The sequence below is a fragment of the Streptomyces sp. NPDC050164 genome, assembly GCF_044459945.1.
GTDB classification, from domain to species: domain Bacteria; phylum Actinomycetota; class Actinomycetes; order Streptomycetales; family Streptomycetaceae; genus Streptomyces; species Streptomyces coeruleorubidus_A.
The window spans coordinates 76356-92135 of sequence record NZ_JBITJK010000025.1 but is presented as its reverse complement, the minus strand read 5'-3'; the positions used below and the strand labels follow the sequence as shown (position 1 = coordinate 92135).

General features: G+C 72.7%; 16 protein-coding genes. 9 read left to right on the top strand and 7 right to left on the bottom strand.

Translation table 11 applies throughout. The features are described 5' to 3' along the window. Window positions 1-12: 12 nt before the first annotated feature. The 5 genes from ACIBNA_RS28650 to ACIBNA_RS28630 all read right to left on the bottom strand — a co-directional run bounded on the left by ACIBNA_RS28650 (window position 13) and on the right by ACIBNA_RS28630 (window position 4109). Window positions 13-774, bottom strand: coding sequence for a hypothetical protein (locus ACIBNA_RS28650; protein ID WP_399168072.1), 762 nt, complete (start codon window positions 772-774; stop codon window positions 13-15). Between the two features lie 2 nt (window positions 775-776). Continuing rightward, the gene (locus ACIBNA_RS28645; protein WP_399168071.1) at window positions 777-935 is read right to left on the bottom strand and encodes a hypothetical protein; all 159 of its coding nucleotides are present in this window, start codon (window positions 933-935) and stop codon (window positions 777-779) included. A 130-nt stretch (window positions 936-1065) separates the two neighbouring features. Further along, a complete protein-coding gene (locus ACIBNA_RS28640) occupies window positions 1066-1758 on the bottom strand; it encodes a gamma-glutamyl-gamma-aminobutyrate hydrolase family protein (protein WP_399168070.1) in 693 nt (230 codons plus the stop codon). A gap of 22 nt (window positions 1759-1780) precedes the next feature. Continuing rightward, complete coding sequence (gene eat, locus ACIBNA_RS28635) at window positions 1781-3226, bottom strand: ethanolamine permease (RefSeq protein ID WP_399168069.1); 1446 nt, start codon at window positions 3224-3226, stop codon at window positions 1781-1783. A 148-nt stretch (window positions 3227-3374) separates the two neighbouring features. After that, on the bottom strand, window positions 3375-4109 hold the full coding sequence (locus ACIBNA_RS28630; protein WP_399168068.1) for a FadR/GntR family transcriptional regulator: 735 nt from the start codon (window positions 4107-4109) through the stop codon (window positions 3375-3377). 84 nt (window positions 4110-4193) lie between these two features. Between ACIBNA_RS28630 and ACIBNA_RS28625 the strand changes: the two genes are divergently transcribed. From ACIBNA_RS28625 to ACIBNA_RS28610, 4 genes are read left to right on the top strand one after another with little or no spacing between them, the layout of a single operon-like run. Then, window positions 4194-5558, top strand: coding sequence for a glutamine synthetase family protein (locus tag ACIBNA_RS28625; protein WP_399168067.1), 1365 nt, complete (start codon window positions 4194-4196; stop codon window positions 5556-5558). Between the two features lie 8 nt (window positions 5559-5566). Then, window positions 5567-6940, top strand: a complete 1374-nt coding sequence (locus tag ACIBNA_RS28620) for an aldehyde dehydrogenase family protein (protein ID WP_399168066.1) — start codon at window positions 5567-5569, stop codon at window positions 6938-6940. Continuing rightward, window positions 6937-7722, top strand: coding sequence for a 3-oxoacyl-ACP reductase (locus ACIBNA_RS28615; protein ID WP_399168064.1), 786 nt, complete (start codon window positions 6937-6939; stop codon window positions 7720-7722). The genes ACIBNA_RS28620 and ACIBNA_RS28615 overlap by 4 nt, the downstream gene beginning before the upstream one ends. A gap of 49 nt (window positions 7723-7771) precedes the next feature. Next, the gene (locus ACIBNA_RS28610) at window positions 7772-8686 is read left to right on the top strand and encodes a DUF2510 domain-containing protein (protein ID WP_399168101.1); all 915 of its coding nucleotides are present in this window, start codon (window positions 7772-7774) and stop codon (window positions 8684-8686) included. A 19-nt stretch (window positions 8687-8705) separates the two neighbouring features. Here the strand turns inward: ACIBNA_RS28610 and ACIBNA_RS28605 are convergent, their stop codons facing one another. Continuing rightward, window positions 8706-9908, bottom strand: a complete 1203-nt coding sequence (locus tag ACIBNA_RS28605; RefSeq protein WP_399168063.1) for an amino acid deaminase/aldolase — start codon at window positions 9906-9908, stop codon at window positions 8706-8708. 1257 nt (window positions 9909-11165) lie between these two features. Here ACIBNA_RS28605 and ACIBNA_RS28600 point away from each other — a divergent pair. The 3 genes from ACIBNA_RS28600 (at window position 11166) to ACIBNA_RS28590 (ending at window position 14012) form a co-directional block, all read left to right on the top strand. After that, window positions 11166-11978 (top strand): hypothetical protein, encoded by an 813-nt coding sequence (locus ACIBNA_RS28600; RefSeq protein WP_399168100.1) that lies wholly within the window; start codon window positions 11166-11168, stop codon window positions 11976-11978. Further along, a complete protein-coding gene (mycP, locus tag ACIBNA_RS28595; RefSeq protein ID WP_399168062.1) occupies window positions 11975-13177 on the top strand; it encodes a type VII secretion-associated serine protease mycosin in 1203 nt (400 codons plus the stop codon). Before ACIBNA_RS28600 ends, mycP begins: the two co-directional genes overlap by 4 nt. Before the next feature lie 106 nt (window positions 13178-13283). Further along, window positions 13284-14012: an SseB family protein gene (locus tag ACIBNA_RS28590; protein ID WP_399168061.1), complete on the top strand. Its 729-nt coding sequence runs from the start codon at window positions 13284-13286 to the stop codon at window positions 14010-14012. Between the two features lie 8 nt (window positions 14013-14020). On the opposite strand, the gene ACIBNA_RS28585 is transcribed toward ACIBNA_RS28590, so the two are convergent. Next, on the bottom strand, window positions 14021-14377 hold the full coding sequence (locus ACIBNA_RS28585; protein ID WP_078945418.1) for a DUF1844 domain-containing protein: 357 nt from the start codon (window positions 14375-14377) through the stop codon (window positions 14021-14023). Between the two features lie 395 nt (window positions 14378-14772). On the opposite strand from ACIBNA_RS28585, the gene infC reads away from it, so the two are divergent. Both infC and rpmI read left to right on the top strand, forming a co-directional pair. Continuing rightward, entirely contained in the window at window positions 14773-15429 is a 657-nt protein-coding gene (gene infC, locus ACIBNA_RS28580; protein WP_274821975.1) for a translation initiation factor IF-3, read from the top strand. Window positions 15430-15537: 108 nt separating this feature from the next. Next, the gene (gene rpmI / locus ACIBNA_RS28575; protein WP_274815125.1) at window positions 15538-15732 is read left to right on the top strand and encodes a 50S ribosomal protein L35; all 195 of its coding nucleotides are present in this window, start codon (window positions 15538-15540) and stop codon (window positions 15730-15732) included. Window positions 15733-15780 lie beyond the last annotated feature (48 nt).

The following is a 15780-nucleotide window of genomic DNA, read 5'->3' as shown; positions in this document are numbered from 1 at the left end:
GCTACGTCTTGCTCAGAAGCTCTGGGCGATCATCTCTTCACGCATCAGCCCTTCCAACTCCGTGTCCGACAGCGGGTGCAGCGTGTTCAGGAGCCGGCGCAGGCCCGGTTCGTCGAGGGACTGGCTGGAGACCTTGACCTCCGCGCCGCGGTGGTGGCGGATGAGGGTGATGTGGCGGATGCCGCCAGGGAGGCGGTGGATCACACGCATCTCGCCGCGCACGTCCACGGAGCAGGTCGCGTCCCTCTCCACGAGCTCAGGGCATCGCAGTGTCGGCGTGAGCGGTCGGCGCACCGTCAGGTCGACGCGCCCGCTCTCGTCCTGCCGGACAGGGTGGTATTCGACGCTGAAGTAGGCGAGCCCGACCACGGCACGGGATACCCGCATCCCGGTCGGGGCGGTGCCCAGGTACAGCAGCTCCGGATGCTCCCGGTACCGCGCGACCTCCGCCGCGTGCCGGCGCTGCTGCGCCTGCGCCGGACCGACGAAGCCCCCGTAGACCACGCCGGCCGCCAGCGCGGCCACCGCCCCCAGCCGCACCCACCGGCTCGGTACGAAGAACGCCGCGGCCACGGCGTACGGCGTCCCCGTCAGCGCGACCCGCGTGCCGGCGCTCCCCAGGTCGACGTCCCCGCCGTAGGCGGCCAGGCCCGCCAGGACGCCGAGCGTGCCGAGGACGAAGACCATGACCGCCCAGCCGAGCCGCCGCGGCACGGAGTCGCACAGCGGCACCACGGTGCGCGCCGGTATGCCCGCCGTGGCCAGCAGGCCCACGGTCAGTGCACCCCCAACGCCAAGGCCGCCACCGCCGCCCCGACACCACCGCCCCAGCCCGACACCAGCAACTCGAAGCCGAGCGGCGGCACCGCGGCCGCCATCGTCGCCCAGACCAGGAGGAGATGCAGGACCGTCAGTGCCCCTCTGCCACTCGTCATGCCCGAACCCTGCCAGTCCGGGTTCCGACGCACATGAGTTCTCCTACTCAGTACCTCGCGTCGCCGGTGGTGCCAGTGCGGGGTGCGCACGCTGCCCCGTCTCGGGGCCGACGTCCGGGTCGGGATCGGCTCAGGCCCTTGCTGACGCCTCCACCAGCGCCCGCATCACCCGCACGTCCTCACCCATCTCCGGATGCCACTGCACCCCCAGCACCCACCCCTCACCGGACGGCAGTTCCAGCGCCTCCACCGTGCCGTCATCCGCGTAGGCCGACGGGACGAGCCCCTCGCCCAGGAGGTCCACGGCCTGGTGGTGATACGACGGCACCGAGGTCTCCTTCGGCACGACCCCGGCGTACAGACTCCCCGGCACGGGCTTGACGGCATGGTTGCCGAAGACGCCCACGACCTCCGCGTGCCCGTCCAGGTGCTGCACCAGCGTCCCCCCGAGGGCGACGTTGAGGAGCTGCATGCCCCGGCAGATGCCCAGCAGCGGCACACCAGCCGCCAGCGCCGCGTCGATCAGGGCCAGCTCCCACACGTCCCGCTCCCGCGCCGGCGGCCCGGTGCGGGGATGCCGCTCGGCGCCGTACCGTACGGGCTCCACATCCGGCCCGCCCGCGATCACCAGCCCGTCCAGCCGTGCCACGGCCGCGGCCGCGTACGCGGGGTCGTCCGGCGGGAGCATCGCGGCCAGGCCGCCCGCCCGCTGCACGAGCCGGGGGTAGCCGACCGGCAGCAGCGCGGCCTCCAGTTCCCACACTCCCCAGCGCGCACCGGACTCCAGATAGGTGCTGACACCGATCAACGGCCTGGCCACCACAACTCCCTCAACAGTCGACGTCTCAGTCCCGTGTCAACTCTGCCTCGGCCGCGGCCAGCGCCGCGAACTCCTCCTCCGGCGCCTTCGCCACCAGTCGCTTTCGGCTGTACAGACCGAAGTACGCGATGGCCACGACGTACACCGCGAGCGCGATGAACGCCGCCGTCACATCAACCAGGAACGTCGCCACCAGCGCCGCACAGGCCAGCACCAGGGCGACGGAGGAGGTCAGCACCCCGCCCGGCGTACGGTACGGCCGCGGCAGCTCCGGCTCGCGGCGGCGCAGCACGATGTGCGACAGGGACATCAGCGCGTAGGAGATGGTCGCGCCGAAGACCGCGATGTTCAGCATCCGGGCGCCGTTCCCGGACACCGCCGCCAGCAGGAAACCGATCGTGCCGGGCACCAGCAGGCCCAGGTACGGCGCCTTGCGGCGGCTGGTCAGCGACAGGAAGCGCGGCAGATAGCCCGCCCGGGACAAGGCGAACAGCTGGCGCGAGCCGGCGTAGATCAGGGAGAAGAACGACGCCACCAGGCCGGCCAGGCCCGCGTAGTTCACGATCCGGCTCAAGGTCGTCGCCTTGCCGTCCGGCTGGAGCGCCTCGACGAGCGGGTTGCCCGCCTCCTGGATCGCGGCGGAGCCGCGGGCTCCCGCCGCCGCGACGAAGGTCACCACCGCCAGCACGACCAGGATGCCCATCGACCAGCGGATCGCCTTCGGCAGCGTACGGGCCGGGTCCCTCGTCTCCTCGGCGGCCAGCGGCACGCCCTCGACGCCCAGGAAGAACCACATGCCGAAGGGGAACGCCGCCCAGATGCCGAGCAGGCCGAACGGGAGCCAGGAGTTCGACCCCGCGGCGGAGGAGTCGACCGGGATGTCGTCCAGCGAGGCGAGCGAGAAGTCGGGCAGTGCCGCCAGCGCGAACACGATCAGGGCGACCACCGCGATGCCTGTGACGACGAAGCTGAAGCGCAGCGCCTCGCCCACGCCCCAGAGGTGGATGCCGAGGAAGATCGCGAAGCAGACCAGGTACATCGGCCAGCCTGACTCCAGGCCGAACAGGCCCAGCGACTCGACGTAGTCGCCGATGAAGATGACGATGGCGGCGGGCGCGAGGACGTACTCGATGAGGATCGCCGTACCGGTCAGGAAGCCGCCCCACGGGCCGAGCGCCCGCCGGGCGAAGCCGTAGCCGCCGCCCGCCGTCGGCAGGATCGAGGACAGCTCGGCGAGGGCGAAGACCATGCACGCGTACATCGCGCCCATGAGCACCATGGCGATCGCGAGGCCCCCGAAGCCGCCTTCGGCCAGGCCGAAGTTCCAGCCCGAGTAGTCGCCGGAGACGACGTAGGCGACGCCGAGGCCGGTCAGCAGCACCCAGCCGGCGCTGCCGCGGCGCAGTGCCCTGCGTTCCAGATAGTCGTCCGCCTGCACGGCGGCGGGTGTGCTGGTGGATTCCTGGGACATGGGCAGGCTCCCCACGGGAGGCGGACACGGGGTCGAGAGGGTTCGACCCAATGGAATGGATCCATACCTTTGCCGTGTCCGCTACGGGAAGGCAATACCCCTGCGTTAATCACCAGTAAATCCTCGCAACGCCGGGACCCGTCCCGGCTCAGCCCAGGAAGCCGCGCAGCAGCGCCGCCGTCCCCGCGCAGTGCTCCCGCATCATCTCCCGTGCCCCGTCCGCGTCCCGGTCCAGCACCGCCTCCACCAGGGCGGTGTGCTGCCGCTGCGAGTGCTCCAGGTTGCGCACGAGCAGCGGGATGCAGTCGAGCAGGTCGTTGACCGTGGCCCGTACCGCCGCGTACTGCGCGGTCAGCGTCGGCGAGCCGCACAGCTCGGTCAGCGTGAGATGCAGCAGGGTGTCCTGCCGCCGGTAGTCGCCCAGCGGCGCGTCGTGCGTGCGGGACAGCGCCTGACGCAGCCGCGCCTCCTGCTCGTCCGACAGGCCGTGTGTGGCGCACAGCCCCGCCGCGCCCACCTCCAGCACCTCCCGGAACCGCAGCATGTCCTCTATGTCGACCTCGGCGATCCGGCGCCGCAACTCGTCCTCGCCGCCGGCGTCGTTGCGCGGCAGCACGAACGTGCCGCCGTACCGGCCCCGCCGCGACTCCACCAGCCCCTGGTCCTGGAGCACCTTCAGCACCTCGCGCAGCGTCACCCGGCTGATCCCCAGCCGCTCCGCCAGCTCCCGCTCGGCCGGCAGCCGCCCACCCCCCGGCACCAGGCCCAGCCGTACGACCTGGAGGATCTGCTCCAGCGCCTCCTCGAAGCCGTTGCCCGCGCGCACCGGCCGCAGCACCGGTGTCAGCCCGTCCCGCACCTCGCCGCCAGCTTCCTCCGGCATGTGGCCGTACCCCCTTCCCAAGCAATGGTTCTCCGCAATACCTTATGGCTTCCGGTGGATCCAAGGAGCCAAGGAGGCCCTCCCGTGGCAGACCGCACACCCCCGTTGAGCGTCGAGGAACTGCACGCCCTCGTCGCGGGCGGTGAGATCGACACTGTCGTCCTGGCCTTCCCCGACATGCAAGGGCGGCTCCAGGGCAAGCGGTTCGCCGCGCGCTTCTTCCTCGACGAGGTGCTCAAGCACGGCACCGAGGGCTGCAACTACCTGCTAGCCGTCGACACCGAGATGAACACCGTCGACGGCTACGCGATGTCCTCCTGGGACCGCGGCTACGGCGACTTCGCCATGCACCCGGACCTGGCCACCCTGCGCCGCGTCCCCTGGAACGAGGGCACGGCCATGCTCCACGCCGACCTCGCCTGGAACGACGGCTCGCCCGTGGTCGCCGCTCCCCGCCAGATCCTGCGCCGCCAGCTGGAGCGCCTCGCCGAACTCGGCTACACCGCGCAGGTCGGCACCGAGCTGGAGTTCATCGTCTTCAAGGACACCTACGAACAGGCCTGGGACGCGGGCTACAGAGGCCTGACCCCGGCCAACCAGTACAACATCGACTACTCGGTCCTCGGCACCGGCCGCATCGAGCCCCTGCTGCGCCGCATCCGCAACGAGATGGCGGCCGCCGGCCTCACCGTCGAGTCCGCCAAGGGCGAGTGCAACCCCGGCCAGCACGAGATCGTCTTCCGCTACGACGAGGCCCTGGTCACCTGCGACCAGCACGCCGTCTACAAGACCGGCGCCAAGGAGATCGCCGCCCAGGAGGGCGTGTCGATCACCTTCATGGCCAAGTACAACGAGCGCGAGGGCAACTCCTGCCACATCCACCTCTCGCTCACCGACGCGGACGGCAACAACGCCATGGCAGGGGACGGCGAAGGCGGCATGTCGGACGTCATGCGCCACTTCCTCGCCGGCCAGCTCGCCGCCCTGCGTGACTTCTCCCTCCTGTACGCGCCCAACATCAACTCCTACAAGCGGTTCCAGCCGGGCTCCTTCGCCCCGACCGCCGTCGCCTGGGGCCACGACAACCGCACCTGCGCGCTGCGCGTGGTCGGCCACGGCCGCTCGATGCGCTTCGAGAACCGGCTGCCCGGCGGCGACGTCAACCCCTACCTCGCCGTGGCCGGGCTGGTCGCGGCCGGACTGCATGGCATCGAGCAGAAGCTGGAACTGCCCGAGCCCTGCCCCGGCAACGCCTACTCCGGCGACTTCCCCCACGTCCCCACCACCCTGCGCGAGGCCGCCGAGCTCTGGGAGAACAGCCCCGTGGCCAAGGCCGCCTTCGGCGACGAGGTCGTCGCGCACTACCGCAACATGGCGCGCGTCGAACTGGACGCCTTCGACGCCGCGGTGACCGACTGGGAGCTGCGCCGCTCCTTCGAACGTCTGTGAGGCCCCTCTTGTCCTCCGAGCACCTTCTTGAAGTACTGAACCCCGCGACCGAGGAGGTCGTCGCCGCCGTCGCCGGGGCGAGCCCGGCCGACGTCGACGCGGCCGTCACCCACGCCGCCAGGGCACAGCGGATCTGGGCCGCCCTCGCCCCCGGCGACCGCGCCCGGCTGCTGCGCCGCTTCGCGGCCACCGTCGACGAGCACCTGGAGGAACTGGCCCGCCTGGAGGTCCGCGAGGCCGGGCACCTCATCGGCAACGCCCGCTGGGAGGCCGGCAACGTCCGCGACCTGCTGGACTACGCGGCCGGGGGAGTGGAGCGGCTCACCGGCAGGCAGATCCCGGTACCCGGCGGACTCGACGTCACGATCCTCGAACCGCTCGGCGTCGTCGGCGTGATCGCGCCCTGGAACTTCCCCATGCCGATCGCCGCCTGGGGCACGGCCCCCGCCCTCGCGGCCGGGAACGCGGTCCTCCTCAAGCCCGCCGAGACCACCCCGCTCACCGCGCTGCGACTCGCCGAACTCGCCCTGGAGGCAGGGCTCCCGGAGCACCTCTTCCAGGTCCTGCCCGGACACGGCGACATCACCGGCGACGCGCTGGTGCGCCACCCCGGCGTCGCCAAGATCGTCTTCACCGGCTCCACCAGGACCGGCCGGCGGGTCGCGGCGCTCGGCGCCGAGCAGATCAAGCCGGTCACCCTCGAACTCGGCGGCAAGAGCCCGAACATCGTCTTCGCCGACTCCGACCTGAAGGCCGCCGTCGACCCCTTCTCCTTCCTGGACAACACCGGCCAGGACTGCTGCGCCCGCACCCGCATCCTGGTCCAGGAGACGGTGTACGACGAGGTCCGCGAGCTGCTCGCCGAGACGCTGGCCGCCGTGGTGGTGGGCGACCCGGCCGACGAGAAGACGCAGATGGGCCCGCTGATCTCCCGGCAGCAGCTCGACCGCGTCCGGGGCTTCGTGCCCGAGGACGCCCCGGCCCTGCGGGGCAGCGCACCCGAGGGGCCCGGCTTCTGGTTCCCGCCGACCGTGCTCACCGGCGAGCGGCCCGACTCGGCGGCGGCGTGCGAGGAGATCTTCGGCCCGGTCGCCGTCCTGCTGCCCTTCACCGACGAGGCCGACGCGATCCGGCTCGCCAACGACACCCCGTACGGCCTCTCCGGCTCCATCTGGACCCGGGACGTCGGCCGCGCACTGCGCGTCTCCCAGGCCGTCCGCGCCGGCAACCTGTCGGTCAACTCCCACGCCAGCGTCCGCTACTGGACCCCGTTCGGCGGTTACAAGCAGTCGGGCGTCGGCCGCGAGCTCGGCCCCGAGGCCCTGGCCGCCTTCACCGAAACCAAGAACGTCTTCATCAGCACGGAAGGCCCCGCACAGTGACCTCTCAGGAAAGCATCTGCCGCAGGCTGGTCGGCCGCAGCGCCGTCGTCACCGGAGCCGGCAGCGGCATCGGCCTCGCCGCCGCCCGCCGTCTCGCCTCCGAGGGGGCGCACGTCGTCTGCGGTGACGTAGACGAGGCACGCGGCAAGGCGGCCGCCGAGGAGACCGGCGGCATCTTCGTGAAGGTGGACGTCACCGACCCCGAGCAGGTCGAGGCCCTCTTCAAGACCGCCTACGACACCTACGGCAGCGTCGACATCGCCTTCAACAACGCCGGCATCTCCCCGCCCGACGACGACTCCATCCTGGAGACCGGCCTGGAGGCCTGGAAGCGCGTCCAGGAGGTCAACCTCACCTCCGTCTACCTCTGCTGCAAGGCCGCCATCCCGTACATGCAGCGCCAGGGCAGGGGCTCGATCATCAACACGGCGTCCTTCGTGGCGAGGATGGGCGCGGCCACCAGCCAGATCTCGTACACGGCCTCCAAGGGCGGCGTCCTCGCCATGTCCCGTGAGCTGGGAGTGCAGTTCGCCCGGGATGGCATCCGGGTCAACGCCCTGTGCCCCGGGCCGGTCAACACCCCGCTCCTCCAGGAGCTGTTCGCCAAGGACCCGGAGCGCGCCGCGCGCCGCCTGGTGCACATCCCGCTGGGCCGGTTCGCCGAGGCCGAGGAGATCGCCGCCGCCGTGGCCTTCCTCGCCAGCGACGACTCCTCCTTCGTGAACGCCACCGACTTCCTGGTCGACGGCGGGATCGCGGGGGCGTACGTCACACCCCTGTAATAGCCGTGTCCGGACGGCCGGGATCTCGCTCTACAGTGCCGGGATGAGCATGACGCCACCGCCCGGCTGGTATCCCGACCCGCACGGCCCGCATCTGCAACGCTGGTGGGACGGCACGGCCTGGACCGAGCACCGCCGTGCGCCCGAGGTCCCCACGAGCCCGGTGCCTCCGCCCCCGGGCGGCGGCACCGGGCGCGCGAAGGCCGTCGCCCTCATCGCCGCCGGCGCCGTCCTCGTCGCGGCGATCGTCACCGGAGCCGTAGTGCTGAGCGGCGACGACGGTGACGGGGCGGAGACGAGGACGGCGCCGACGCCCGCGCCCCCGGCCACGACCGGCCCGCCGCAGACGACTCCCGAGGCGTCCGCGTCGACGTCCGAGCCGTCCGCCGACGACCCGGCCGTCGTCGAGGACCAGCTCAACGGCGTCACCTTCCCGCTCCTCGACGGCTGGGTCCGGCCGCAGCACGTGGCCCAGGACGACGTCGTCATGACGACCGACGGCACCTACGACTGCCCCGGCGGCGTCGGCCTGTGCCGTCACGGCCTCGTCTTCTCCCGCACGGTGACCGAGAACGACGAGAAGTCCCCCGAGGCCCTCGCCAAGGCGGACATCAAGGACGCGGCCGACGAGGCCTACGACCACGACAAACTCGGCCGTGAGCTCTACGGGGGCATCGAGTCGCACCAGCTCGTCAAGTCCGGGCCGGTCGCGGTGGCCGGCCGCGCCGGGTACCTCGTGCGCTGGCGCGTGCGGACCGCCAAGGGGCCGGGCGGCTACGTCCAGTCGCTCGTCTTCCCCTCCAGCGTCGGCACCGAGTCGCCCGTCCTCGTCCGCTACGTCTTCGACGCGGGCGAGGACGGACCGCCGCTCGCCGACATGGACCGCATCACCAAGGGCATCCGGCCGTTCGGCGACGCGGACACGGGCGGCGGCGTGGGCAGCAGCATCGGCCCCGCGGACTGATTCCCTGACGGCTGCCGGGTTACAGGAACGTGTGGCCCTCGCCGCGGTACGTCGGCACGGCCGCCGTCACCGCGTCGCCCTCGACCAGGTGCAGTACATCGAACCGCTCGCACAGCTCACCGGCCTTCGCGTGCCGGAACCACACCTTGTCACCGATCAGCAGGTCGTCGGCGGGCGAGCCGAGCAGCGGCGTCTGCACCTCACCGGCCCCCTCCTGAGGGTCGTAGCGCAGTCCCTGAGGCAGATACGGCACGGGCAGCCGGTCGGGCCCGGCCGCGCCCGAGGCGGGGTACCCGCCACCGAGGACCGTCACGACCCCGACGCCCGGCCGCCGTACGACGGGCTGGGCGAAGAGGGCAGCCGGACGGCCGCTGAACGACGTGTAGTTGTCGAACAGCCGCGGCACGTACAGCCCCGACCCGGCGCCGATCTCGGTCACCGCGTCCTCGGCAGCCGTGTGCTGCACCGAGCCGGTGCCGCCGCCGTTGACGAACTCCAGCCCCGGCACGACGGCCCGCACCGCGCGCACCACCTCCGCGCGCCGCTCGGCGAGTTCACGCTTGGCGGCGGCCTGCATCAGCCGGACGGCACGGGACCGCAGCGGCCGCCCCGCCACCGCGTCCCCGACACCGGCGACATGCCCCTCGTACGCCATGATCCCCACGAGCTCGAAGCCCGGCCGCCGGGCCACGGCCCGCGCCACCTCGGCGACCTGGGCGGGGGAGTGCAGCGGCGAACGCCGAGCCCCGACCCGCACCCGCCCGCCGAGCAGCTTCAAGGAGGTGTCCAACTCCAGGCAGACACGCACGACTTCACGCCCACCGCCCCGCGAAGCGTCGATCAGATCGAGCTGGGCGACGTCGTCGACCATCACGGTCACGGCGGCGGCGAGCTTGGGATCACCGGCGAGTTCGGCGTACGCGGCCCGGTCGGCGGACGGGTAGGCGAGCAGCACGTCGTCGAACCCCGACCGGGCCAGCCACAGCGACTCGGCGAGGGTGAACGACATGATTCCCGCGAAACCGTCCCGGGCCAGGACGCGTTCCAGCAGCGCCCGGCACCGCACGGACTTGCTGGCGACCCGGACGGGCTTGCCCCCGGCGCGACGGACCAGATCGGCGGCATTGGCGTCGAAGGCGTCCAGGTCCACGATCGCTACAGGGGCGTCGAGATGGGCGGTGGCCCGGTCGTAACGGGCCCGGTCGGAGGCGCGCGCAGTCATGGACGCAGCCTGCCAGACAGGATTACCGCAGGGTAGGGGGACGTTCCGGGCAGATGCCCCGGGCTCGTGGACTGGTTCCCGTTCGCGCAGGAACAAGCCGTAGAGTGACGCGCACGTACGGCGGAGCGGCGCCGGCCGGACTTCCGCGCTGGGATGACGCTCCATCCGTACGGGTATGTGTGCCCGGGACGACTCAGTGCCGGGCCTCGGGCAGGACGACACCGGCCCGCGCAGCACGCAGCGGCCCGGGCATGAGGAAACGGGGGGTGCATGAGCACGGAAGCACGGCGTGCCTCTTTCCCCCCACGCCCCGGCACCCCGCCACGCCCTTCGCACCCACCGGCCTCGCCCGAGGACGCCCAGGCGGCATCCTCCGGCACGGACACGGGTGACACACCGTCGGTTGTGGACGACCGGGGGCGTTCCGGCGTCCGTGGGCCGAGTGCGGGTACGGCAGGAAGGCCGACCGCGGGTACGCGGCGCCCGTCGCCGGAGCAGGACACGGACCCGTCAGGGTCAGCTGCCGCCGGGCAGGAAAAGGGCGCTCGGGGCGGTGGCGCGACCTCCGGCGGGGCCGACGGCTCGAACGGCCGCCCCCGTTTCCCCAGCTTCGGCGACACCAAGGCCCGGCGTACCGAGCCCGCCGCACCCCCGCGTACCGAGCCCGCCGCCCCGCCCCCGCCCCGCGCTTCCGACCGCTTCCCGGACATGCGGCCCGGCATCGGCCGAGTGACGCGACCCGAGTCGGACAGGCCGTCCGCACCACCGGACGCCGCCCCTCCGCGACCGCGTCACCTTCCCACGCCGGGCCCGTCCGGCCGGTCGGGGCGTTCGGACGCTCCGGCCGGGGCTTCGCCGGAGACGGCAGGCCGGCCGGCGTACGTCCCCACGCCACGCCGCACCGGCGCCCCCGCGGAGAACTCCTCGGAGACGACCGCCCGCCTGCGACCGGTCCCCGCCGACCCGTCCCCCGCAAAGCGAGCCGAGCGCCCGTCCTCCGAGCCTGCCGAATCCTTCGTCCGCCCCGGTTCCGCCCGGCCCGGTGTTCCGCCGCGCCCCTCGCGCGAGCCGCAGGTCGGCGCCGACGCCGACACCGGTGCCACCACCGGGCGTGGCATGCGCGTGCCCTCGCCGCCCGCCCACCGGCCCGCCGCACACCGGCAGGCCACCCCGAACCCCACCCACGTCTCTCCCGACCCGTCCCTCTCCTGGAGCGCCCTGCCCCCCGGCCCCGCTCCCGCCGGCCCACGACCCGTCGTGTCCTTCGGGGAGCCCGAGGGATACGACGCCGACGCGCGACCCCGGCCGCTGGGGCGGCGCGGTGCGTCCCAGGCCGCCGCTGCCGCCGTCTGTCTCGTGCTCGGGCTCGGGCTCATCTCGGGCGCGGTCACCGGGAGCTGGCTCGTGGGGGACTCCGGGCAGGAGGGCTCGCGCAGCACCTTCACCGCGGCCGGAAGCCTCTGGCACAGCGTTCCCGTCGACCAGTTGTTCCCGCCCACCGTGCAGGGCCAGGGCGCGGGCCCCGGCGGAGCGGACCGCACCTGGACCCGTATCGCCGTCGCCCCGGACAGCGGCTGCAAGGACGCCTTCGACCCCCTGCTGCGCAAGGCCCTCGCCCCCGTCGGCTGCGAACGCCTCCTGCGCGCCACCTACACCGACGCCACCGAGAGCTACGTGATCACCGTCGGCCTGCTCTTCACCAAGGCCGACGCCCCGGGCATGACCTCCCTCGCGAACCGTTTCCGCAAGGAGCGCCTGGACCGCCGCAGCGACCTGATGCCCCTGCCGTACGCCGCGAAGGGCACGCCCGCCGCCGACTTCGGCCCGGAGCAGCGCGCCTCCTGGACCGTCTCCGTGCTGACCGAGGCCCCGGTCGTCGTCTACGCCGTCTCCGGCTGGGCCGACGGCCGTACCGTCGACGACCCGCAGCCCGCCGAGGACGCCATGAAGTCCGGCGCCACCACCGCCCCCGCCCAGGCGGGCCTCGGCAACGAGGCACAGGGCCTCGCCGACCGCGTCGAACGCGGCCTGCGCAAGAACGTCCGCTCGGCCACGGAGCAGCCGTCGTGAAAGCCACCAGGAACCCGGCCGGCAAAGCCGCCAGGGTCGGCCGGTCCGCGGCGCTGAGCGTCCTGCTCGCCGCCGGCCTCGTCCTCCTGCCCTCCACCACCGCCCACGCCGACGGCATCCGCGCCCAGCAATGGGCCCTGGAGGCCATGCACACGCAGGAGGCCTGGCAGACGACGAAGGGCGAGGGCGTCACCGTCGCCGTCCTGGACACCGGCGTCGAGGCCGACCACCCCGACCTGATCGGCAACGTCCTCACCGGCGAGGACCTGGTCGGCTTCGGAGCCGAACCCGGCGACCGCGCCTGGGCCCGGCACGGCACCGCCATGGCCGGCATCATCGCCGGGCACGGACACGGCCCGGGCAACGCAGACGGCGTCCTCGGCATCGCCCCCGAGGCGAAGATCCTCCCCGTCCGCGTGATCCTGGAGGACGGCGACCCCTCCCGCGCCAAGGCCCGCAGCACCCGCGGCAACGCCCTCGCCGACGGCATCCGCTGGGCCGCCGACCACGGCGCCGACGTCATCAACCTCTCCCTCGGCGACGACTCCGCCTCCGCGCACCCGGAACCCGCCGAGGACCAGGCCATCCAGTACGCCCTGAAGAAGGGCGTGGTCGTCGTCGCCTCCGCCGGCAACGGCGGCGAGAAGGGCGACCGCATCTCCTACCCGGCCGCCTATCCGGGCGTCATCGCCGCCACCGCCGTCGACCGCTCCGGAACCCGCGCCCCCTTCTCCACCCGCCGCTGGTACGCCACCGTCAGCGCCCCCGGCGTCGACGTCGTCATCGCCGACCCCGACCGCAAGTACTACGAGGGCTGGGGCACCAGTGCCGCCGCCGCCTTCGTCTCCGGCGCCGCCGCCCTGGTCAGGGCCGCCCACCCCGATCTGACCCCGGCCCAGATCAAGTCGCTCCTCGAGGACACCGCCCGCAGCGCCCCCGTCGGGGGCCGCGACGACTCCCGGGGCTTCGGCTTCGTCGACCCGGCCGCCGCCATCAAGGCCGCCGACCGGCTGAAGCCGCAGGGCCTGCGCTCGGCGGCGTACGGCGCGAAGTACTTCGGCAGCGGCCCGGACGCCACCGGCTCCGGCGGCGGCACCGCGGACTGGGCCGCCCCCCTGGCGGGCGGTGCCGGCGGTGTCCTGCTGGTTGCGGCCGTGGTCTTGTGGCGCGGCCGCCGCGCGATCCAGGACGACTTCTAGCCGCCGGGCGGGAGGACCTTTGGCCGCCGGGCGCGAGGACCTCTGGCCGACGGCCACCAGGCCCGCCCGCCGAAGCCGCGCCACCCGGCCTATAGGGTCGACGACCGTGGCGAACAAGAACATCCCCGACTCCGGCTTCTCCGACGACGACGGCTCCGCCGACCCCCGGCTGAGCGCGGCACTCGCCGCCTGGTCCGAGGACCGCGGTGCCGTCGGGCCGGTCCTCGACGCCCTCAAGGGCGCCCGGCTGCTCGTCCCCGTCGTGGCCGTGCTCGGCGAGGTCGAGGAGGACGAGCGGGGACTGCGCCGCGAGAAGACCAGCGACATGGCCGTACCGACGCTGAAGGCCGGGAACCGCACCGCCCTCCCCGCCTTCACCTCCACCGACTCCCTCGCCCGCTGGGACCCGGCGGCCCGACCCGTCGCCGTCCCCCTGCACCAGGCCCTCCAGGCCGCCGCGCACGAGAAGGCGGACACGGTCGTGCTCGACCTGGCCGGGCCCGTGCCCTTCGAACTGACCGGCTCCGCCCTGCTCGCCCTCGCGGAGGGCCGTACGACCACCGACCCGCTCGCCGACCCGGCCGTCGTCGGGGCCGTACGCGAGGCCGTGGCCGCCGAGCCCGCCGTCCTGCGCGCCCACCTCGGCCCGGGCCAGGCCGACGGCACGCTCGCCCTGGTCCTGGACCCCTCCGCCGCCCCCGCCGAAGCCGCCCGGGCTCTCGCCCGGCGGCTCGCCGCCGACGAGACACTCAGGGCCCGCCTGGTGCGCGGCCTCGACCTGGCACTGCTGCCGGCCGGGGCGACGCCACCGGGCGAGCCCTTGTTCGTACGCTGACGGTCGAGCTAGCCGTAGACCGGGCCCGTGTACTTCTCGCCCGGGCCCTTGCCCGGCTCGTCCGGGACGAGCGACGCCTCGCGGAACGCCAGCTGGAGCGACTTCAGGCCGTCGCGCAGGGGCGCCGCGTGGAACGAGCTGATCTCGGTGGTGGACGCGTCCAGCAGGCCGGCCAGCGCGTGCACCAGCTTGCGGGCCTCGTCCAGGTCCTTGTGCTTGTCGCCCTCCTCGGTCAGACCGAGCTTCACCGCGGCGGCGCTCATCAGGTTGACGGCGACCGTCACGATCACCTCGACCGCCGGGACCTCGGCGATGTCACGGGCCATGGCGTCGAAGTCGGGGGACTCAGGAGGGGTCTCACTCATGCCCCCACGATAGGCGCAGGCCGGGCGTGCGCCGTACCAGGCCCCGAGGCGTCACAATTAGCCGTTCCTGGCCATTGCTGGTAATCTCGTGTAACGACCGGTCGGACCCGCATGCCTCGCGGCCCGCGAGCCCGACCCACAAGTGGAGGCTTTCGAACTCCCACCTGACCGCCCCCAGGGCGGCGGGTCACCGGTCAGACGGTCCCGTCCCAGCGGCGGCGATCCGTCCGAAAGCGCGCCCCGCGGCTCCCCGCGGCGGTGCTCCGGTAGTTCGAGGAGCCCCGCCTGGGAATCGTCCGGGGCATTTTTTGTGCTTCGGCGCGGTTAGGTCTATCGAACAGAGACGTTACGCGGCCGTCCGCCAGACCGTCGCGTGGTGCTACCGAGGAGGATCCATCAGCGCCGAGCCCCGCATCAACGACCGGATTCGCGTTCCCGAGGTGCGACTTGTCGGTCCCAGTGGCGAGCAGGTGGGCATCGTCCCCCTGGCCAAGGCACTGGAGCTTGCGCAGGAGTACGACCTGGACCTGGTCGAGGTCGCGGCGAACGCCCGTCCGCCCGTGTGCAAGCTCATGGACTACGGGAAGTTCAAGTACGAGTCGGCCATGAAGGCCCGTGAGGCGCGCAAGAACCAGGCGCACACGGTCATCAAGGAGATGAAGCTCCGGCCGAAGATCGACCCGCACGACTATGACACCAAGAAGGGTCACGTCGTCCGGTTCCTCAAGCAGGGCGACAAGGTCAAGATCACGATCATGTTCCGTGGTCGCGAGCAGTCCCGGCCCGAGCTGGGCTACCGACTGCTCCAGCGGCTCGCGGAGGACGTCCAGGATCTCGGTTTCGTCGAGTCGAACCCGAAGCAGGACGGCCGAAACATGATCATGGTCCTCGGTCCGCACAAGAAGAAGACCGAGGCGATGGCCGAGGCTCGCCAGGCGCAGGAAGCCCGCAAGGCGGAGGCGAAGGCCAACCCCGGCCGTTCGCAGAACGCCGCGGACGCCGACGTCGACGCGGACGCCGATGCGCCGGCCGAGGAGCCCGCAGAGGCGTGACCCCCGGGACGCCAGTCCCAGGAAGCAACCGAAACAAGACGACGCTCCACCGTGCCCGGTTTTCGCGACCGGGCACCGGAGCGCCACCGACGAGGAGAGAACGGCGCTATGCCGAAGAACAAGTCGCACAGCGGTGCCCGCAAGCGCTTCAAGATCACCGGCTCCGGCAAGGTGCTCCGCGAGCGTGCCGGCAAGCGCCACCTGCTCGAGCACAAGTCGTCCCGCGTGACGCGTCGCCTCACCGGCAACGCCGAGATGGCCCCGGGCGACGCCGCGAAGATCAAGAAGCTTCTCGGCAAGTGACGCCCCGGCGTGTGAGCGCCGCACGTCAGGACCGGGACCCAATCGATT